The organism is Trinickia sp., from assembly GCF_051954495.1.
Classification (GTDB): Bacteria; Pseudomonadota; Gammaproteobacteria; order Burkholderiales; family Burkholderiaceae; genus Trinickia.
Genome location: NZ_JBQCHR010000170.1, coordinates 24980 through 45048 on the forward strand (window position 1 = coordinate 24980; position 20069 = coordinate 45048).

General features: G+C 63.6%; 19 protein-coding genes. 2 read left to right on the forward strand and 17 right to left on the reverse strand.

Features of this window, described 5'->3' with window-relative positions; genetic code table 11:
• Positions 1-201: 201 nt before the first annotated feature.
• The 9 genes from ACTHNR_RS23905 to ACTHNR_RS23945 form a co-directional block, all read right to left on the reverse strand.
• On the reverse strand, positions 202-1593 hold the full coding sequence (locus ACTHNR_RS23905; protein ID WP_440550823.1) for an NAD(P)(+) transhydrogenase (Re/Si-specific) subunit beta: 1392 nt from the start codon (positions 1591-1593) through the stop codon (positions 202-204).
• A gap of 9 nt (positions 1594-1602) precedes the next feature.
• Positions 1603-3237 (reverse strand): Re/Si-specific NAD(P)(+) transhydrogenase subunit alpha, encoded by a 1635-nt coding sequence (locus tag ACTHNR_RS23910; RefSeq protein ID WP_440550825.1) that lies wholly within the window; start codon positions 3235-3237, stop codon positions 1603-1605.
• Between the two features lies 1 nt (position 3238).
• Positions 3239-4018, reverse strand: a complete 780-nt coding sequence (locus ACTHNR_RS23915) for a fumarylacetoacetate hydrolase family protein (protein WP_440550827.1) — start codon at positions 4016-4018, stop codon at positions 3239-3241.
• A 128-nt stretch (positions 4019-4146) separates the two neighbouring features.
• Positions 4147-5394 carry a formyl-CoA transferase gene (frc, locus tag ACTHNR_RS23920; RefSeq protein ID WP_440550829.1) on the reverse strand — a complete coding sequence of 416 codons (1248 nt, stop codon included), beginning with the start codon at positions 5392-5394 and terminating at the stop codon, positions 4147-4149.
• A gap of 150 nt (positions 5395-5544) precedes the next feature.
• Positions 5545-5790, reverse strand: coding sequence for a hypothetical protein (locus ACTHNR_RS23925; RefSeq protein ID WP_440550830.1), 246 nt, complete (start codon positions 5788-5790; stop codon positions 5545-5547).
• Between the two features lie 95 nt (positions 5791-5885).
• Positions 5886-6317, reverse strand: a complete 432-nt coding sequence (locus ACTHNR_RS23930; RefSeq protein ID WP_440550832.1) for a PAS domain-containing protein — start codon at positions 6315-6317, stop codon at positions 5886-5888.
• A gap of 82 nt (positions 6318-6399) precedes the next feature.
• Positions 6400-7650, reverse strand: a complete 1251-nt coding sequence (gene frc / locus ACTHNR_RS23935; RefSeq protein ID WP_440550833.1) for a formyl-CoA transferase — start codon at positions 7648-7650, stop codon at positions 6400-6402.
• 29 nt (positions 7651-7679) lie between these two features.
• Positions 7680-9422: an oxalyl-CoA decarboxylase gene (gene oxc / locus ACTHNR_RS23940; RefSeq protein ID WP_440550835.1), complete on the reverse strand. Its 1743-nt coding sequence runs from the start codon at positions 9420-9422 to the stop codon at positions 7680-7682.
• Between the two features lie 95 nt (positions 9423-9517).
• Positions 9518-10237, reverse strand: coding sequence for a GntR family transcriptional regulator (locus ACTHNR_RS23945; RefSeq protein ID WP_440550836.1), 720 nt, complete (start codon positions 10235-10237; stop codon positions 9518-9520).
• A gap of 238 nt (positions 10238-10475) precedes the next feature.
• Here ACTHNR_RS23945 and ACTHNR_RS23950 point away from each other — a divergent pair, with 238 nt between their 5' ends.
• The gene (locus ACTHNR_RS23950) at positions 10476-10844 is read left to right on the forward strand and encodes a hypothetical protein (RefSeq protein WP_440550837.1); all 369 of its coding nucleotides are present in this window, start codon (positions 10476-10478) and stop codon (positions 10842-10844) included.
• A gap of 226 nt (positions 10845-11070) precedes the next feature.
• Here the strand turns inward: ACTHNR_RS23950 and oxlT are convergent, their stop codons facing one another.
• Positions 11071-12381, reverse strand: coding sequence for an oxalate/formate MFS antiporter (oxlT, locus tag ACTHNR_RS23955; protein WP_440550839.1), 1311 nt, complete (start codon positions 12379-12381; stop codon positions 11071-11073).
• Positions 12382-12825: 444 nt separating this feature from the next.
• Between oxlT and ACTHNR_RS23960 the strand changes: the two genes are divergently transcribed.
• A complete protein-coding gene (locus tag ACTHNR_RS23960) occupies positions 12826-13782 on the forward strand; it encodes a LysR family transcriptional regulator (RefSeq protein ID WP_440550840.1) in 957 nt (318 codons plus the stop codon).
• Between the two features lie 41 nt (positions 13783-13823).
• Here ACTHNR_RS23960 and ACTHNR_RS23965 read toward each other — a convergent pair whose 3' ends face one another.
• The 7 genes from ACTHNR_RS23965 to hpaE form a co-directional block, all read right to left on the reverse strand.
• Positions 13824-14546 carry a GntR family transcriptional regulator gene (locus ACTHNR_RS23965; protein WP_440550842.1) on the reverse strand — a complete coding sequence of 241 codons (723 nt, stop codon included), beginning with the start codon at positions 14544-14546 and terminating at the stop codon, positions 13824-13826.
• A complete protein-coding gene (locus tag ACTHNR_RS23970; RefSeq protein WP_440550844.1) occupies positions 14521-14748 on the reverse strand; it encodes a hypothetical protein in 228 nt (75 codons plus the stop codon). Before ACTHNR_RS23970 ends, ACTHNR_RS23965 begins: the two co-directional genes overlap by 26 nt.
• Positions 14749-15106: 358 nt before the next feature.
• Positions 15107-16144 carry a 2-dehydropantoate 2-reductase gene (locus tag ACTHNR_RS23975; protein ID WP_440550845.1) on the reverse strand — a complete coding sequence of 346 codons (1038 nt, stop codon included), beginning with the start codon at positions 16142-16144 and terminating at the stop codon, positions 15107-15109.
• Positions 16145-16462: 318 nt separating this feature from the next.
• On the reverse strand, positions 16463-17266 hold the full coding sequence (gene hpaH, locus ACTHNR_RS23980) for a 2-oxo-hept-4-ene-1,7-dioate hydratase (protein ID WP_440550847.1): 804 nt from the start codon (positions 17264-17266) through the stop codon (positions 16463-16465).
• Positions 17260-17664, reverse strand: a complete 405-nt coding sequence (locus tag ACTHNR_RS23985) for a 5-carboxymethyl-2-hydroxymuconate Delta-isomerase (RefSeq protein ID WP_440550849.1) — start codon at positions 17662-17664, stop codon at positions 17260-17262. The genes hpaH and ACTHNR_RS23985 overlap by 7 nt, the downstream gene beginning before the upstream one ends.
• A 29-nt stretch (positions 17665-17693) precedes the next feature.
• A complete protein-coding gene (gene hpaD, locus ACTHNR_RS23990) occupies positions 17694-18557 on the reverse strand; it encodes a 3,4-dihydroxyphenylacetate 2,3-dioxygenase (protein WP_440550850.1) in 864 nt (287 codons plus the stop codon).
• A 49-nt stretch (positions 18558-18606) separates the two neighbouring features.
• A complete protein-coding gene (gene hpaE / locus ACTHNR_RS23995; RefSeq protein ID WP_440550852.1) occupies positions 18607-20064 on the reverse strand; it encodes a 5-carboxymethyl-2-hydroxymuconate semialdehyde dehydrogenase in 1458 nt (485 codons plus the stop codon).
• Positions 20065-20069: the final 5 nt, after the last annotated feature.

Genomic DNA, 20069 nt, shown 5'->3' on the forward strand with positions numbered 1-20069 from the left:
CAATCACTGCACTTTGAAAGCACTTCACGCTTCGCCCGCCATGCCGCCGCGCAATTAAAACCGCAGTTCACCCCACAGTTAAAACCCGTGCGCAGCTGCTGCAAGAGAGCCTCGAATTATACGCATGCCTCACGCGGCTTCGCAAGCGATTTTCATACGCGCCCTATTCCTCGCGGGCGTCGTGCCGTCGCGCCCCGTCGCTCACGTTCCGAGCGCTTGAAGCAACGCGTCGACGCTGGACTTCGCATCGCCGAAAAGCATGCGCGTGTTGTCCTTGTAGAAGAGCGGATTGTCGACGCCGGCATAGCCGGACGCCATGCTCCGTTTGGACACCACGACCGTGCGCGCCTTCCACACCTCCAGCACGGGCATGCCCGCGATCGGACTCGTGGGATCCTCGAGCGCACCCGGATTGACGATGTCGTTGGCGCCGATCACGAGCACGACGTCGGCATGGGCGAAGTCGTCGTTGATTTCGTCCATCTCCAGCACGATGTCGTACGGCACCTTCGCTTCGGCAAGCAGCACGTTCATGTGGCCGGGCAAGCGGCCTGCCACGGGATGAATGCCGAACCGCACCTTCACGCCCATCGCCGACAGTTTGCGCGTGATCTCGCTGATGGTGGACTGCGCCTGCGCCACCGCCATGCCGTATCCGGGCACGATGATGACGTCGGACGCCTCGCGCAGCAGCGCCTCGACTTCGTCCACCGTCGCGGCCACGATCTCGCCGCCGGGCTGCGCCGAGCGGGCGGCGCCGGCCGCGCCGAAGCCGCCGAGGATGACCGAAAGAAAGCTACGGTTCATGGCTCGGCACATGATGTAACTCAGAATCGCGCCGCTCGAGCCCACCAGGGCGCCGGTCGTAATCAGCAGGTCGTTACCGAGCGTGAAGCCCGTTGCCGCGGCGGCCCAGCCGGAGTAACTGTTGAGCATCGAGACGACCACCGGCATATCGGCGCCGCCGATCGCCATCACGAGATGAGCCCCCAATGCGCCGGCGAGCACGATCATCGTGAGGAGCGCGGACATACCGCTCGAGGGCGGGGCCGCCGTCAAGAACCGGTAGCCGAGAACGACGCAGGCCGCGCCGATCGCGAGGTTGAGCGCATGCCGAGCCGGCAGCACGAGCGGCTTGCCGCCGATCGTCCCTTGCAGCTTCAAGAAAGCGACGATCGAACCCGAGAAGGTGACCATGCCGATGAGCGCGCCCAGATACACCTCGCACGCGTGAATCGCGCGCTCGGCGCCGGCCAGCTCGCCCGCCGGCGCGAGCGCGCTGTTGACGGCCGTCAGCACGGCCGCGAGCCCGACGAAACTATGCAACACCGCGACGAGCTGCGGCATTTGCGTCATCTCCACGCGGCGGGCAAGCCACGCGCCGAGCGTCCCGCCTGCCGCCGCGCAGCCGAGCGCGACGGCGAGACTCGCGTTCGGCGCAACCAGCAGCGTGGCCAGAACCGCGATGAGCATGCCGAGCATTCCAAACACGTTGCCCCGGCGCGCCGTCTCGGGGTGGCTTAGGCCGCGCAGGCTCAAGATGAAGAGCGTGCTCGCGCCCAAATAGGCGACGTTGCCGATTCCATTGAACATCGCTGGCTCCTAATTTCCGCGAAACATTTTCAGCATGCGCTGGGTGACGAGAAAGCCGCCCGCGATGTTGATCGCGGCGACGAACAAGGCCAAGCCGCCCAACGCGGCGACGAGCGGCATGCTCGTCCCCAATTGCAAGAGCGCGCCCACGACGATGATCCCGCTGATGGCGTTGGTCACGCTCATCAGCGGCGTGTGCAAGGCGGGCGTCACGTTCCAGATCACTTGATAGCCGACGAACACGGCGAGCACGAACACCGTCAGATGCGATACGAACGACGACGGCGCCACCGCGCCCAACGCGAGCAGCGCAAGGACAGCTGCGACGATCATCGCCGCGCGCACGAGCATGCCGCGTTCGCCGGCCGCGGCCGCCCCCCTTTCGGCAGTGTCCGGCGTCCGCTCGCGCGCGCCGCTCGCCGAGCGATCCATCGCAGCGCTCGCGCTCTTCGGCAAAGGCGCCGGCGCGGGCCACGTCACCGCGCCGGCCCGCACGACGGTGGCCCCGCGCACCACCTCGTCGTCCATGTCGATACCGAGGATCCCGTCCTTGCGCGGCGTCAGATCAGCCAGCAGATGTCGAACGTTGGTTGCGAAAAGCTGACTCGACTGGGTCGCCATGCGGCTCGCCAAATCGGTGTAGCCGACGATCGTCACGCCGTGCCGCGCGACGGCTTCGCCGGGCTGCGTCAGTTCGCAATTGCCGCCCTGCTCCGCCGCCATGTCGACGATCACGCTGCCCGGACGCATGGCGGCCACCATCGGCGCGGTGATCAGTTTCGGCGCCGGCTTGCCCGGGATGAGCGCCGTCGTCACGATGATGTCGACCTCCCTCGCCTGCGCCGCGAATAACGCCAACTCGGCCTCCAGGTAGCGCGCGCTCATCTCCTTCGCATAGCCTCCCGCCCCACTGCCGTCCTCCTCGATCTCCACGGTCAAGAATTCGGCGCCCATGCTTTGCACCTGCTGCTCGACCTCGGGGCGCGTATCGAACGCGCGCACGACGGCGCCTAGGCTGCGCGCGGCGCCGATCGCCGCAAGCCCGGCGACGCCCGCGCCGATGACGAGCACCTTGGCCGGAGGCATCTTGCCGGCGGCCGTGATCTGGCCGGTGAAAATCCGCCCGAAGTGGTGAGCCGCTTCGATGACCGCGCGATACCCGGCGATGTTGGCCATCGAGCTCAACGCATCGAGCTTTTGAGCGCGCGAGATGCGCGGAACGCAGTCCATCGCAAGCACGCTGACCTGACGGGCGGCAAGCAGCTCGAGCTGCGCCTTGCGTTGAGCCGGCCAGACGAACCCGATCAGCGTGGCGCCCGGCTTGAGCAACGATGCCTCGTCGACGCCGAGGGCCGGGTGAAACTCCGGCGGCCGCACCTTGATGACGATGTCGCCCTCGGCCCATAGCGCGCGCGGATCGGCGATCACCTGCGCGCCCGCCGCCTCGTAGGCGGCGTCGTCGAACGATGCGGCCGCACCTGCGCCGGCCTGGACGCAGACGCGATACCCAAGCTTGCGCAACTGCCCGACCGTCTCGGGCGTGGCGGCCACGCGGCGCTCGAGCGCATGCACTTCGCGCGGCACGACGATCGTCATGGGGCGCGCCGCGCCGTCCGCGCCTGCGCCTTCGTACTGTGCGTCCATGTCAGCCTCGCGCTTCAAGCGTATTGGACAGCGTGCCGATGCCCTCGATCGACACGCTCACGGTCGCCCCGTCCTTGATCGACCCCACCCCGATGGAGGTGCCGCAGGCGATCACGTCGCCGGGCATCAGCGTCATGTCTTGCGAGAGCAGGCTCAACTGCTCTTCGGGAGAAAAGATCATGTCGGACAACGGATAACGTTGGCGCTCGACGCCATCGAGCGTCGTGACGACATGCGCCGCGCGCCAGTCCAAGCGCGTTTGCACGGCCGGGCCGATGCAACTGAACGTGTCGAAGCCCTTCGCTCGGCACCATTGCGCGAAGTTGGGGTCCTCCGACAGCAAGTCGACCGCGGTGACGTCGTTGATGCACGTATAGCCGAAGATGTAGTCGGCGGCTTGCTCGGGTGTCACCTCGCTGCAGCGCCGCCCGACGACGATGGCGAGCTCGCCCTCGTAAGCGATCTTGCCGCCGTAGGTCGCGGGACGCCGGATCGCCTCCCTCGGCCCGATCACGGACATCGACGGCTTGATGAGAAAGAGAGGATGACTAGGCGGCGCCTTGTCGAGCTTGGCGGCCAATGCATGGAAGTTGTTCCACAGCGCCACGACCTTGCTCGGCGCGCACGGGCTTATCAGCGTCACCTCATTGAGGTTGCGTTCGATGCCGGTTGCGCGTACCGCCCCGAACATATCGCCTTCGTATTGCGTAATGCGATCGTTATCGAGCACGCCGAAGCCGATGCCGCCGTCGGGCGACTGAAAGCGTATCCACGATGTCATCGGGATATCTCCTGCCTTGAATGGATGGACAGACGTGCGACGCGGCCGCCCCGTACGAGCGCCGCATCGCACCGCGAACGAGACGCACCGAGCGGTGCGTCGCATCGAATGAGCGCCGATGGGCCCCGTCAAATCGCGCCGACGGCGCGCAACGCGGCGATTTGATCGGCCGAAAAGCCGAACTCCGCCATCACCTCGTCGGTGTGCTCGCCCAGCAGCGGGGATCGTTTGACCTCGGTGGGGCTATCGGAAAGCTTGATCGGATTGCCGACCGTCAAATAGCTGCCCCGCCCCGGATGGTCGACCTCGACGATCGTCCCGCTCTTGCGCAGCGATTCGTCCTCGACGATTTCCTTCATGGACAGGACCGGCCCGCACGGAATCTCGTACTTGTTCAGAATTTGCATCGCCTCCACCTTCGTCTTCGTCATCGTCCAGCGTTCGATTTCGGCGAAGATGTCGGCGAGTCTAGGCAGACGAGCGGCGGGCGTGGCGTAGTCGGGATCGGTAATCCACTCTTCCTTGCCGATCAAATTGCAGATCTTGCTCCACACGGGCGCCTGCACGATGAAGTAAATGTAGGCGTTGTAATCCCACTCCCAATCCTTGCAGCGCAGGATCCAGCCCGGTTGTCCGCCTCCGGACGCGTTGCCGGCTCGCGGCACGGCAGTACCGAACGTGCCTTTCGGATGTTGCGGGTATTCGCGCAGCACGCCGGTACGATCGAGGCGCTGCTGGTCGCGCAGTTTGACGCGGCACAGATTGAGCACTGCGTCTTGCATCGCGGCCAGCACGTACTGACCGCGGCCCGTGACGGTTCGTTGATAGAGCGCCGTCACGACACCCAGCGCGAGATGAAGCCCGGTGCCGCTATCGCCGATCTGCGCACCGCTCACGACGGGCGGGCCGTTTTCGAACCCGGTCGTCGACGCCGCGCCGCCCACGCACTGCGCGACGTTCTCGTACACCTTGCAATCCTGGTAGGGCCCCGGACCGAAGCCCTTCACGGAAGCGAAGATCATGCGGGGGTTCAGTTCTTGAATGCGATCCCAGCCGAGCCCCATGCGGTCCAGCGCGCCCGGGGCGAAGTTTTCGACGAGCACGTCGCATTGCCGGATCAGCGTCTCTAGCACCTGTTTACCTTCAGGATGCTTCGCATCGACGGTGATCGAGCGCTTGTTGTGATTGAGCATCGTGAAGTACAGGCTGTCGGCGTCCGGAATATCGCGCAATTGCTCGCGCGTCACGTCGCCCGCCCCCGCCCGCTCCACCTTGATGACGTCCGCGCCGAACCACGCCAGCAACTGCGTGCACGTCGGACCGGACTGCACGTGCGTGAAATCGAGGACACGCACCCCCTCTAACGCCTTGCCCACTTCCTGCCTCCCAATCGCGTTCGTCTCGCTCGGCAACGGCTGCCGGCGCGAAGCGCCGGCGAGCGCCGTCGATTTCAGTCACATTATTTATTTAGTACTTCTAATTATTCTCGAACTGCTATTGCCGTTACATCGATGCTTTCGCCCGACTCAGCCCGCCATATCGGCCGACGAGGCCAACGCCATGGCTACGCGACGCGCGGCCGCGAGCGCCGCGGCCTCGCTTGCGAATACGGCGTCGCCCACCACACGCTGATACGGAAGGACGCTCACCGTCTCTCGCGGCTCGTCGGCGTGCGCATCGCGCACCGCGGCGTAGGCGGTCCATCCGCCGTTCTCGATCAGTTGCATCGCCGACAGTTCCAGCCGGAAGCGCCCCAGCATTTCCACGTGCATCGCCATCTCTCCTCATTGGCGTCACCGCCAGCGCTCGAGAGCGCAGACGGGTGCCGCATTCAAGCATTCAAGGATTCCACCGCCCGAGCTGTCTCCTATGCGCCCGCGCGTGCTTCGGCCGCGGCCAGTCGTTTGCGCAGCTCGCGATCCTCCTGAAACCTTGCGGTTTCGTCGCGGATCACGGCGGCGATGCCGCTCACCGCCCCGTTCGCGTCGCGCAGCAACGCTACCGTGAACGCGATCGACAGCGCAGCGCCGCTCTTATGGACCGCGGGCACCTTCAGCACGTCGCTGCCGTAGCGCGTGTGCCCGGTTTCCATGGTCGTTCGATAGCCGTCCCAATGCCGTGCCTGCAGGCGCTGAGGAATGATCAAGTCAAGCGACTTGCCGAGCGCTTCGTCTTCGGTAAAGCCGAACATACGTTCGGCCGCGCCGTTCCAAAGCGTGATGACCCCGGCCGAATCGCATACCACGACTGCGTCCCCGATCACCGATACGAGCTGCGTCAAATCGACCGTCGTTTGCATGAACTTCTTCTCCTTTCCGTGGGCGAAGTGCGTGGGCGGTGCGAGCCCGGCGCCGCCGACCGCCCGCACCGCAGCGTAGCACCTACACCGCGCCGACCTCTCGCATTTCGCGGATCTGGTCTTTCGTGTAGCCAAGGCCGAGAAGCACTTCCTCGGTATGTTCGCCCAGAAGCGGCGACGTCTTGATCTCGGGCTTCAAGTCCGAAAACTTGATCGGGCTGCCGATCGTCAGGTACGTGCCGCGTTCCTTGTGCGGCACTTCCACGATCGACCCCGACTTGCGCAGCGATTCGTCGTTCGCGAGTTCCTTCATGCTGAGCACCGGCGAGCAGGGAATGTCGAACTTGCGCAGGATGTCGACGGCTTCGAATTTCGTCTTGTCCGCGAGCCATTCCTCGATCTTCGCGAAGATGTCGAAGATGTGCGGCTGGCGTGCTTCGGGCGTGTTGTAGTCGGGGTCGTCGATCCACTCCGGGCGGCCGAGGGCGCGGCAGATCGGGGCCCAGGCATGCCCTTGCACCGTGAAGTAGATGTAGGCGTTGGGATCGGTCTCCCAGCCCTTACATTTGAGCACCCAGCCCGGTTGGCCGCCGCCGCCCGCATTGCCGCCGCGCGGCACCACGTCGGTGAACGTCCCGTGCGGATACTGCGGATACTCTTCGAGGTAGCCCACGCGCTCGAGCCGCTGTTGATCGCGCATTTTCACGCGGCACAAGTTCAACACCGCGTCCTGCATGGCGACCGCCACTTTTTGACCTTTGCCCGTTTGCTGGCGGCCGATGATCGCCGTAAGGATCCCGATCGCGAGATGCATGCCCGTGTTGCTGTCGCCGAGCGCGGCGGCGCTGACCGTCGGCGGGCCGTCCCAGAAGCCCGTGGTCGACGCCGCCCCGCCGGCGCACTGCGCGACGTTCTCGTACACCTTGAGATCCGAGTAGTGATGGCCGTCCGAAAAGCCCTTGACCGATGCGACGATCATTTTCGGGTTGAGCTCGTTGATGCGCTCCCAAGAAAATCCCATCCTATCGAGCGCACCCGGGCCGAAGTTTTCGACGAGCACGTCCGACTCGCGGATGAGCCGCTCGAGCACCGCCTTGCCTTCGTCCTTCTTCGTGTCGAGGGTCAGCGAGCGCTTGTTGCTGTTGAGCATGGTGAAGTACAACGCGTCGACCCCGGGGATGTCGCGCAGTTGCGAGCGGGTCACGTCGCCGGCGCCCGGGCGCTCGACCTTGATGACATCCGCGCCGAACCAGGCAAGCATTTGCGTGCACGCCGGCCCTGCCTGCACATGGGTGAAATCGATGATCTTGATACCGTTTAACGGGAGGCTCACGTTCGTTCTCCTAGTTCCTGATAAGGGGGTCACTTCTTATGGGCGGCGCTTTGCGGATTGAGATTGGTCAACCGTCCGCTTTCCGTGCCGGCCGCTTCGTCGATCACGGCGTTGATGAGAACCGGCTCGCCCAGCGCAATCGCCTCGCGCAGCGCGCGTTCGAGTTCGGCCGGCGTGCTCGCGTGATAGCCCCTTCCGCCGAACGCTTCGATCAGCTTGTCGTAGCGCGCGCCTTTGACGAATACGGTCGGCGCGACGTCCGAGCCGCCGGACGGGTTCTGGTCCGTGCCCCGATACACGCCGTTGTTGTTGAACACGACGATGCACACGGGCAGGCGATAGCGGCAGATCGTTTCGACTTCCATGCCGCTGAAGCCGAACGCGCTATCGCCTTCGATCGCGATGACTTGCTTGCCTGTCTCGACGGCCGCGCCGATCGCGAAGCCCATGCCGATACCCATGATTCCCCACGTCCCGCAGTCCAGCCGCTTGCGTGGCTCGTACATGTCGATGATGCTGCGCGCGAAGTCGAGCGTATTGGCGCCCTCGTTGACGACGGTGACGCTCGGGTTGGCTTTCACGACGTCGCGCAAAACGCGGAGCGCGCTGTGGAAATTCATCGGCGTGGGGTCTTTCGCCAGCGTCGCCGCCATTTTTTCCAGGTTCTTGTTCTTGCGCTCGTTGACGGCATCGAGCCATGCCGCGCCCGGCTTCGGAAACGACGCGTCGATCCCATCGAGCAGCGCCGCGACGCACGAACCGATATCGCCGATCACCGGCGCGGCGATCGCGACGTTGCTGTCGATTTCCGTCGGCGAAATGTCGATCTGGATGAACTGCTTCGGCGCCCCCCACGTCTTGCCCTTGCCGTGCGAGAGCAGCCAGTTCAAACGTGCGCCGATCAGCATGACGACGTCCGATTCCGCAAGCACGAAGGAGCGCGCGGCCGATGCCGACTGCGGGTGGTCGTCCGGCAACAGTCCCTTGGCCATCGACATCGGCAGGTAGGGAATGCCGGAGCGCTCGACGAGCGCTCGAATGGCCGCATCGGACTGCGAATAGGCAGCGCCTTTGCCGAGCAAAATCAACGGGCGCTTGGCGCTTTTGAGCACGGCGAGCGCGCGTTCGACCGATTGGGGCGACGGCAACTGCCGCGGCGCCGCATCCACGACGCGCACCAGCGAACGACGCCCTGCCTCGGCCGTCATGGTCTGGGCGAGCAGCTTGGCGGGCAGATCGAGGTAGACGCCGCCCGGGCGTCCCGAGACGGCGGCGCGAATCGCCCGCGCAACACCGATCCCGATGTCCTCGGCATGCAGCACGCGAAAAGCGGCTTTGGCGTGCGGCCGTGCAATGTTGAGCTGATCCATCTCCTCGTAGTCGCCCTGCTGCAGATCGACGATTTCGCGCTCGCTCGAGCCGCTCACGAGGATCATCGGGAAGCAGTTCGTCGTCGCGTTGGCGAGCGCCGTGAGGCCGTTGAGAAACCCGGGCGCCGACACCGTGAGGCACAGGCCCGGCTTCTGGGTGAGGTAGCCCGCGATCGCGGCGGCATTGCCCGCGTTCTGCTCATGACGAAAACTGATGACGCGCATGCCGCGCGCTTGCGCAAGCCGGGCCAAGTCGGTCACGGGGATGCCCGGTAGACCGTAGATCGTCTCGATCCCGTTCAGCTTGAATGCGTCGATGACCAAGTGAAAACCGTCGGTCATCGCCGGTGCTTCCGTTTCGGGCATCGTTTCCACGTCGATCTGCCCCACGACTTCTGCCATGTCTTGCCTCCTTGAGCCCGTTTGGTTCGGTCTGTGATATACCATATGCCACATACTGTGTTTACGCAAGCGGTTTTGCAGGCCGCTTTGCTGCGCTAGTCGAGAAAATCGCAGTGCGCCTCGACGAACGCGGCCAAATCGAGCGAGTGCTGGCGCACGAGCCGCTCCGCGCGCTCCGTGTCGCGCGCTTCGAGCGCTTCGATGATCCGCATGTGTTCGTCGATGGAGCGAGACGCCCGGTCGCTGCGCGTGATCGTCGTGCGCCTGATGGCGCGTACGTGCACGAAAATGTTCCTGACCGTTTCGATGAGAATTTGCGAGCCGGATAGGTCGACGAGGGATTGGTGGAACGCGAGGTTGGCCTCCGAGTACGCATCGACATGGTCGGCCGGCGCAGCCTCGCAGAACGCGTCGAACAAGCGCCGCAAGCCGGCCAGCTGCTCGTCGGACGCCCTCAGCGTGGCCAGTCGCGCAGCCATGCTTTCGAGCGCCGCCCACATGTGCACCATCTCGACGATCTCGCGCTTCGTCTTGCGCTGGATGTAGACGCCGCGGCGCGGCACCGTCCGCAAGAACCCCTGCTGCTCCAGCAGCGTCATCGCCTCGCGCACCGGCGTGCGGCTCACGCCAAGCGCCTCGGCCACTTCCTTTTCGTCGAGCCGGATCGCTTCTCGGCTGCGATAGATGTCCGTCTCGGCGATCGCCTGCTTCAGGCTCGCATACGCCCGGTCGCGCAGCGACGCCGACGGATCCAGCGGCGCCAAGGCCAAAGCCGCGGGCGCTTCGTCGCTCGCGCTTGCTCTATTTGTCGACATGTCCCCTCCGTGATATCCATGCTTTATACGATATATCACATACCACAAACTTCCAAGGAACATTCGCCCGTGGTTTTCCAAGTCGGCCGCGCAATCATCAGCCGACGCAGCCGCGCGCTACCGACGGGTTCATCATCCAGTTTTACTTATGCTTTTCAAATAAAACTTTAACTATCATTTATTCATGATCGTTCTATGCTTAGCACCACCATCGATCGCCCGAATCAAGGAGGAGGCAATGAACGCAACATCCATCGACACAACCGAACTGGACGCGCACGTGTGCGCCTACAACATGGCGTTCGCCGAACTCGGGCTGCGCTTCCGGTGGGATGCCCGCACGCTTGCGTCGCTCGCCGGCATCGAGGACGAAGGCGCGCGGATCGTCGCCTATGTCCAAGCGCATCACCCACACCTGCTCGCCGCGTACTCGCCGGAATTCCTCAGCCAAGCGATCCTCGAGAGGAAGAACGCGCTGCGGCCCGAACCGCTTCCCGTCTGCGACGCAGCGGCCATCGAGACGAATCGCCCTTCCCTGCTTCAGGTGCGCGCGCGCGAGGCGCATTCGCCCGTCGACTTCACCCTCCCCATGCTGGCAGGGGCATAAAGCGGATGATCAACCGGCCTTCGCGGCCGGTTTATCATTAGTAGTCCTAATCGAACCCAAATCGCCGCGTGCTTTCGCCGCGGCGTTTTATTTGTCTATCTCTTTGTCTTCGAGCCCGCCCGATCGGCGGCGATTTGAAGGGGTCGCCGCTTTTCTCTACGACAAGCGTCGAATCATCGCAAAACAGTAGGCGCCCGCCCGAGTGACGAGCGGGCGCGCGAACGGATCAGTGGGTCAGCGTCGACGGGCGCGGGGCAGCGACATACGCTTGTTCATCCTTCCCCTGCGCCTCGAGCCAACGCGCGCGCATCGGGGCCAGCACGAACTTCGCGCTGATACCCGCCGTGATGGTGATGCCGGCGGCCACGAGGAAGACGGCATTCCAGCCGCCTGCCGAGGCCAATATCGAGGCAAGCGGCACGAGCAGCGAGGCCGTGCCCTTGGCGGTATAAAGCAGCCCCGCATTGCCGGCCGCGAACTTGCTGCCGAAGGTATCGGCGCAAATCGCCGGGAAGATCGAGAAGATTTCCCCCCAGCACAAGAAGATCAGCGCGGCAAACGTCATGAACGCATAGGGGTTCTGACCGTATTGCATCAGACCCAGCAGGGCGAGCCCTTCCCCGACGAAGACGATGAACATCGTGTTTTCGCGTCCAATCCGGTCGGAAAGGAACCCGCACAGCGGCCGGGTAAGACCATTGCACAGATTATCGATCGACAGTGTCATCGTCAGCAGCGGCAACGTCACGCCCAAAGCCGTCATCGGGATACGCGCCAAGCCGAGATCCTTAGCGATCGGGCCGATTTGGGCGGTCGCCATCAAGCCGCCTGCGGCCACCGCCACGAACGATACGTAGATCATCCAAAACACCGGCGTTCGGGTCATCTGTTTAGCCGTGTAGTCGATCTTCGTGACGGCGAGCTTGCGCTTGGGCGCAACGGCGCCGCGCAGGACAGGTTTGCCGAGCAGCAGCGCTAGCACGAGGATCGAAGCGCCCTGCACGATCCCGAAGAAGAAGAACGTGTGCTCGTAGCCGGAGCGCAAGATCATATTGGCGATCGGCACGACGGTCACGGCCGCACCCGCGCCGAACCCCGCTGCCGTAAGGCCGGCCGCGAGGCCTCGGCGGTCGGGGAACAGCTTCAGCGCATTGCCGACACAGGTGCCGTAGACGCACCCGGCGCCGATGCCCGCAACGACCGCTGCCGCGTAGAGCACCGGCAGCGACGACGCGAACGAGTCCATCACCCAGGCGGCGCCGGCGAATAGCGCTCCCGCCGCCACGACCGGTCTCGGTCCGAAGCGGTCGACGAGATAGCCTTCGATCGGTACGAGCCATGTTTCGGTAATGACGAAGATGGAGAACGCCAACTGGATCTCAGCGCGGTTCCAACCATGCTTGGAATGGATCGGGCCCACGAATAGGGTCCAGGCATATTGGAGGTTGGCGACGAGGGCCATGCAGAGCATGCCGATGACGAGCTGGCTCCACCGGTTCTTCCAAAACGCCTGGGGTTGTAGTGCGGTTCCGTCCATGTGCTTCGTCTCCATATCTCGTTATCGAAAGCGAAAGGCTGTGCGACTAGCGCACTCGGTCGGGTCATGTCGGCGAATCGAAGTCCAAGCCGAACATGGCGACCGATGAGCGGCGCGAATCGAGAGAGGCCAATCCGTAGACGAACGACTGACGACGCAAAGCGCGACGCAACGCGCGAATCAGCACGCGAGCTAGGGGGCCATCGCCTGCTCGATCGGATCTACCGGATTGCATACAAGCATCGTAGGGTTTTAGGTCGATTACCGATAATCAAACTTTATTACCGTCTGGATTCACGTTTCCTTATGGACCGCCCTCTGCGAGCACCGCGGCCGGCGGACGCCGCTGCCTGCCTCTCGTCTGCATAGGGTCATTGCTAAGTTAGGAAAAGCTGAACTTTGTTAGGATGACGATCTAGTTTTGCTTATGCACCGGCACCGGCGATGACGATCAGAAACGCAACGCTTCGGCAGTTGAAGGTATTCGAAACGGTCGCCCGTCTCTTGAGCTTTTCGCGCGCGGCCGAAGAACTGCATTTGACGCAGCCGGCCGTGTCGACCCAGGTCGCTCAGCTCGAGGACCACGCTGGGCTCCCGCTGTTCGAGCAGTTGGGCAAGAAGATCTATCTGACGCCCGCCGGTACCGAAATGCTCCAATTCAGCCGCACGATCCTCCAGCAATTCGAGCAGGAGGACGAGGCCATGAGCCAGCTCAAGGGCATTTCGGGCGGCACGCTCAATGTCGCGGTCATCAGCGCCGGCGACTATTTCTTCCCGCGCCTGCTCGTCGAATTCACGCGCCGCTATTCGGGCGTGACGTTCAATCTCGCCGTTCACAACCGCGAAGAGCTGCTGCATCAGCTATCGACCAATCAAACCGACCTCGCCGTCATGGTGCGTCCCCCGGCCAACATGGACGTCGTCAACGAGCCGTTTGCGCCGCATCCCTACGTGATCGTAGCGGCGCCGACGCATCCGCTCGCGCGCAAACGCTTCATCAGCATGGAGCAGTTGGCGAACGAGCCGTTCATCGTGCGCGAGCGAGGCTCGGATACCTGGAATTCGATGCAGGAAGGGCTCGGCGGCCGATTGGACAACCTGAAGATCGCGATGGAAATCAAGAGCACGGAGACGATCAAGCAGGCCGTCATCGCCGGTATGGGCATCGCCTTCCTTTCAGCGCATACGATCAGCCTCGAACTGCAGGTCGGTCATCTCGTCGTGCTCGACGTCGAGCGTTTTCCCGTCATGCTCAACTGGTACGTCGTGCATCGCAAGAACAAGCGCTTGCCGCCCGTCGCCGAGGCATTCAAGCGTTTCTTGATCGAGGAGGGAGCCGCGCAACTCGAGCAGATCACGCGTGTCGGCGCATTGACCGCGAAACCGGCCACGCCTGCCTAAGGACTAGACGGCTTGGCGGCTAGGCGGCCTGGCCGCCTTCTTCAGTCGAGAAAATCGCAATGCGCGTCGACGTACGCCGCAAGGTCGAGCGAATGCTGACGCACGAGCCGCTCCGCCAGCTCGGTGTCGCGCTTTTCGAGGGCTTCGATAATGCGCAGATGATCCACGATCGAGCGCGCCGCGCGGTCGCTTTGCGAGATCGTCATCCGGCGGATGGCGCGCACGTGCACGAAAATATTCTTGATCGTATCGAGGATGATTTGCGACTTCGACAGTTCGACGATCGCCTGATGAAAGGCGATGTTCGCATCCGAATACTCGGCGATGTGCTCGGCGGGCGTCGTATCGCGAAAGTTGTCGAACATGCGCCGCAACCCGGAGATCTCCGCGTCGCTCGCATGCTGCGTCGCCAGCCGCGCGGCCATGCTTTCGAGCGCGGCCCACATTTGGATCATCTCCACGATCTCGCGGCGGCTCTTGCGCACGATATAAATGCCGCGCCGCGGCACCGTGCGCAAGAAGCCCTCCTGCTCCAGCAAGGTCATTGCCTCGCGGATCGGCGTACGACTCACACCCAACGTTTCGCTGAGCATGCGCTCGTCCAGGCGCACGGGCTCGCGCGTCGCGTAGATGTCGGCATCGGCGATGGCCTTGCGCAACATGGCGTAGGCCTGATCGCGCAAACTGACGTTCGCGCCGATCGACTTCAGCGAAAGCGTGACGGGCGCGGACGCCTGTTTAGGAGTGAGCAGTTCTGACGACATTCAAAGCCTCGTGCTGGGTCCGGCCGCGATGCGGGGCAGCCGGCTTGGCTTCCTGGGCGCGCTCGCCCAGGCCCACGTAGCGACCATGCTGCGCGGCGAGGTCGATGACCGACTCGGGCAGCCATTGCGCTATCAGGTAGGTCGCGGCAGCGCCAAGGCCAACTTCCGCGAGGGAGAGCAGTGTCAAAGAAGAGAGATCCATTTTGAAAACTCCACGAGAAGGCGGTCACAGCGACCAGACAAGCCCATGGTAATGCTGCGATGCGGTAATCGTCAATATTTGGTATGTGATATTTCACGAACAACGCACCCAACGTTGCATCGACGACACACATCTCACATGGTACCGCGAAGGAGCACGTCGCCATACCCCAGACGATTGCACGCAAAAGCAATCGCCGCCCCGATGGCGGGACGGCGAAGGGACGGTGCATAGAAGGAAGCGCCGCGCGAGACGAGGCAGCACGGCAAGAAGAACAAGAAGAAGCGACGTCGATGGGGGGCGCCCGGTGAGCGCCCCTGCGCCAAGCGCCGGCGCGCGTGCGCCGGGTAGTGTGGACCTAGGCCGCGCCCACGGCCTCTCGCGCATGTTCCGCCGCGGCGACGCGCGCGGCCATCTCGGCGCGGTCTCGCTGCGCCGTCTGTTCGCGCAGCTTGACGAGGGCCAGCACGGCATCGACGATCGGCGTGGCCTGCCCCACCAGCCGCCCCATCTCTTGGACGACCGTCAGCAATGGATCGATCTCCATCGGCCGGCCCTGCTCGAGATCCTGCAGCATCGAGGTCTTATGCGCCCCGACGGCGCCGGCCCCGTCGATCCGCCGCTCGACGTCCACTCGAAAATGCACGCCGAACCGATCGGCGATCGCCTTCGCCTCGAGCATCATGGCGCGGGATACGGCGCGCGTGGCCGGATTGCTCGTGATGACGTCGAGCGTCGCGTGGGTCAGCGCGCTGATGGGATTGAAGCAGAGATTGCCCCACAGCTTGAGCCATATTTCGTCGCGAATATCTTCTCGAATGGGCGCGTCGAACCCTGCCGCCGTCATCGCTTCCTGCAACTTGACGATTCGCGTCGTCTGTTCGCCGCTGGGCTCGCCGATCGGAAATTTCTTGCCATAGACGTGGCGCACCACGCCAGGTTCCACGATCTCGGCGGCAGGGTACAAGACGCAGCCGATCGCGCGTTCGGGGCCGAGGCGTTCCCATTGCTTGCCGCCGGGATCGACGCTCTCGAGCCGCGTGCCCGCGAACGCGCCGCCGTGTCGATAAAAGTACCAGTACGGTATGCCGTTCACGGCCGTGACCACGGCGGTATCGGGCCCGATGAGCGGCTGCATCGCCTCGACCACGCCAGGCACCGAATGCGCCTTCAGCGCAACGATGACGTAGTCCTGCGGCCCGAGTTCGCGCGCGTCCGATGTGCAGCGTACGTCGATGCGCGCCGATCCTTCGTCGGTCAGCAACGTCACGCCTCGCGCTTGCATCGCGGCCAGATGCGGCCCGCGCGCGATGAAACTGACGTCGGCGCCCGCCTGCGCGAGCCTGCCGCCCATGTATGCGCCGATCGCCCCAGCGCCGTAAACGCAAATCTTCATATGCCGTTCCCTATGGTGAAGTCACGAAATCGGTCGAACTCGATACGGGCCTTGAGCTTCCGTATCGATCGATAAAGACGAGGTGCGTGGGTCGTTGGGTAGCCGTTGGACAGGGGCCGCCGAAGGTGCGGCACCGCAAGCGCATCGTTCAGTCGTCCTGCTGGACCGCCGCCACGGTCTGGCGGCGCCTGAAATCGATCCGGCTACGCGTCATCTCTTGCGGCCATACTGCGCGAGCCGATCCATTAGGAAAAGTTAAAGTTTTTTATCGTGAGGATTAACGATCGCGAATGATTACGCCAGCGAGCGCGGCGCGCTCTAGACGAACTTGAATGCGATGCCGCCAAGCGGCCCGTAATCTGCATGGAAGGTATCGCCGGCGGATGCCGAAATGGGGCTCGTGAAGGAGCCGCTCAGAATGACGTCGCCCTGATCGAGGCGCTCGCCGTACGGCGCGATTTTGTTCGCAAGCCAGGCCACTCCGTTCGCCGGATGATTGAGCACGGCCGCCGCCAGCCCGCTCTCCTCCACCGCACCATTCTTGTAGAGCAGCGCACCGACCCATCTGAGATCGACGTCCATCGGGCGCACGGGCCGGCCGCCCAGGACAATCCCGGCATTGGCCGCGAAATCCGAGATCGTGTCGACTACCTTGCGCGGCGCTCGGGTCTCGCGATCGAACTGCTCGATGCGTGCATCGATGATTTCCACGGCAGGCGTGACGTAAGCCGTGGCGTCGAGCACATCGAACAACGTTATGCCGGGGCCCTCGAGCGGTTTGTTCAAGACGAACGCCAGCTCGACCTCGACGCGCGGTGCGATGAAGCGATTGGCCGGAACGTCCTGGCCGCACTCGATGAACATGCTGTCGAGCAACGGCGCGTAATCCGGCTCGGAAATCTGCGACGCGCGTTGCATAGCGCGCGACGTGAGGCCGATCTTGCGGCCCTTGATGACGTGTCCCTCGGCCAGCTTCATCTTCACCCATTCGCGCTGAACGGCGTACCCGTCCTCGATCGTCATCGAGGGATACGCGGCGGAGAAATGCCGCAGCTGCGCACGCGTCTTTTCAGCATGGTCGAGCTTGGCTGCCAGCTCGCGGATGGTCGTCGGATCTAGCATGACTTCAGCCGCGCATGAAGATTGTTGTGTTTCCACGCGCCCGCGTCGCTGAACTCGTTGATTTCCAGCGAGAGGGCCAGGCCGTGGCGTTCGAATTGAGCGGCGAAGTACGTCTTTACGACCTCAAAAATCGCATCGCCCGTCGCCCGCTTCACGGCGTCCGATCGGCCCGCCGCGATTTTTAGGTTCCCGTGCAGGAATGCAGCGTCAGGCGCCCGGCCGTCGGCGATGCAGTAGTGGTCGCAACGCAGCGCGCGCACGCGGATTCCGCCCAATGGGAAAACCGGCTGGTCGTTATCGCGCTGGGCCGCGAGGGTGCAAGCGAGCTCGCGACAGAGCTGCGCAATACTCGCTTCGTCGGCCAGATTACTGCTGTATTCGAGCGTGAGGTGCGGCATCGCGGATTTCCTTTATGTCCAAGTGTCTGTCAGAACGGCAGCGGCCTGACGGGAAGGATGGCGTTGAGCTGGCCCGTGCCGGAGCTGCCGAAATAAGGCGTGACGATCTCGGCTTTCCCTTCGTAGCGATCCCAGCCTAGCGCGCCGAGCAGCATCGCCGTGTCATGCATGCCCCCCTCGCCCCAGCATTTCTCGCTATAGAGCGGCAGCATGCCGCAAAAGGCCTTCCAGTCACCCTGCTCCCACAGCTCGACCACGCGATGATCGACTTGCTCGAGAAACGGATCCCAAACCTTATGCATGAACTGGTCGGCCATGCCGTTGCTCGCGAACCGATGGCTGAGCGAGCCGCTTGCGAGAATCGCGACGGTCCCGTCGTAGCGCTCCTCGATCGCCTTGCGCACCGCCAGTCCGAACCGAGCGCTAGCGGGCAGATCGTGCCACATGCACCATGCCGCGATCGACACGGTCTTGAAGTGCCGATCGGCGTTCATGTACCGCATCGGCACGAGCGTGCCGTACTCGAGCTCGAGCGACGTGTCGCTGTGAGCGCGCGTCTTCACCCCCATTTCGTTCGCCACGTCGGCGATGAGCTGCCCGAGCGGCGCGTTGCCCGGATAGGCGTAGTGCATGTTGTGAATGAAGTGCGGCAGTTCGTTGCTCGTGTAAATCCCCTCGAACTTCGGCGCGCAATTGATGTGATATTCACTGTTGACGAGCCAATGCACGTCGAACACCACGATGGTATCGACCCCGAGCGCGCGGCAGCGGCGGCTGATTTCATGGTGGCCGTCGATCGCGGCCTGACGGCATCCTTTGTGCGGACCATCCAATTCGGACAGGTACAGCGACGGCACGTGCGTCACTTTCGCGGCTAAAGCGAGCTTTCCCACTTCCAGTCTCCAGGGCCTGCGATGCGCGGGGGCAACATGAGGGCTTCGCTTACGCGCCCCAGCGCGCAATCGTGTGAGAACCCAGAGACACGCATACGTTCTTGGGCTCGAGGAATACTTCGTAGCTCCAGGCGCCGCCCTCCCGGCCGACACCGGACGCTTTAGTTCCGCCGAATGGCTGGCGCAAATCTCTCACGTTCTGGCTGTTTACGAAGCACATGCCCGCCTCGACCGCGGCCGCCACGCGATGGGCGCGTCCGACGTTCTCCGTCCACACGTAGCTCGACAAGCCGTAAGCAATATCGTTGGCCTGACGGATCGCATCGGCTTCGTCGTCGAACGGAATCAAGCATGCCACGGGTCCGAAGATCTCTTCCTGCGCGATGCGCATGCGGTTATCGACATCGACGAATACGGTCGGTGCAACGAAATTACCCTTGCTCAGCCCATCGGGCAACTGTGGGCGGTCCAATCCGCCGCACGCGAGCGTGGCCCCTTCCTTCGGCCCGAGTTCGATATAGCCGCGAACCTTGGCAAGATGGCCCTGACTGATCATCGGCCCGACGATCGTGCCCTCGTCGAGCGGGTCGCCGACGACGAGCCGCTTCGCGCGCTCGATGAATCGATCGGCGAAGGCTCGATAGATCGACTTCTGGACAAGAATGCGCGAGCCTGCCGTGCAGCGTTCGCCGTTGTTCGAGAAGATCATGAACACGGCGGCGTCGAGCGCACGCTCGAAGTCGGCATCTTCGAAAACGATGAACGGGGATTTTCCCCCCAGCTCCATTGAAAATTTCTTCAAACCCGCAGCCTGCACGATGCGGTTGCCCGTCACCGTCGAGCCCGTGAACGAAACGGCGCGCACGTCCGGATGGGCGACGAGCGGCTCGCCCGCGTCCTTGCCGAATCCGTGGACGATGTTGAGCACGCCCGCCGGAATGCCGGCTTCGAGCGCGAGATGGCCCAGCTTCGATGCCGTGAGCGGCGACAACTCGCTCATCTTGAGCACGGCCGTATTGCCGAAGGCCAGGCATGGCGCCACTTTCCAGGTGGCCGTCATGAACGGCACGTTCCACGGCGATATCAGCGCGCATACGCCCACCGGATGAAACAGCGTGTAGTTCAGATGAGAATCGGTCGGATACGTGTGTCCATCGACACGCGTGCACATTTCCGCGAAGTAAGCGAAGTTGTCGGCCGCGCGCGGGATCAGTTGCTTGCGTGTCTGCGAAATCGTCTGTCCGGTATCCTGGGTCTCAAGCTCGGAGAGCTCAGGCACGTGCTGCGTGATCAAGTCCCCGAGCTTTCGCACGAGCTTCGCGCGCTCCGCGGCCGGCTTCGCCGCCCAGGCGGGAAACGCCTCCTTCGCGGCGCGTACGGCCGCGTCGACATGCTCGGCGGCGCCGCTCGCCACTTCCGCGAGCACGTCTTGCGTTGCCGGATTGACCGTTTCGAAGTAACGGCTGGCGGCAACCGCCCTGCCGTTGATGAGGTGTTCGATTCGCATCGCGG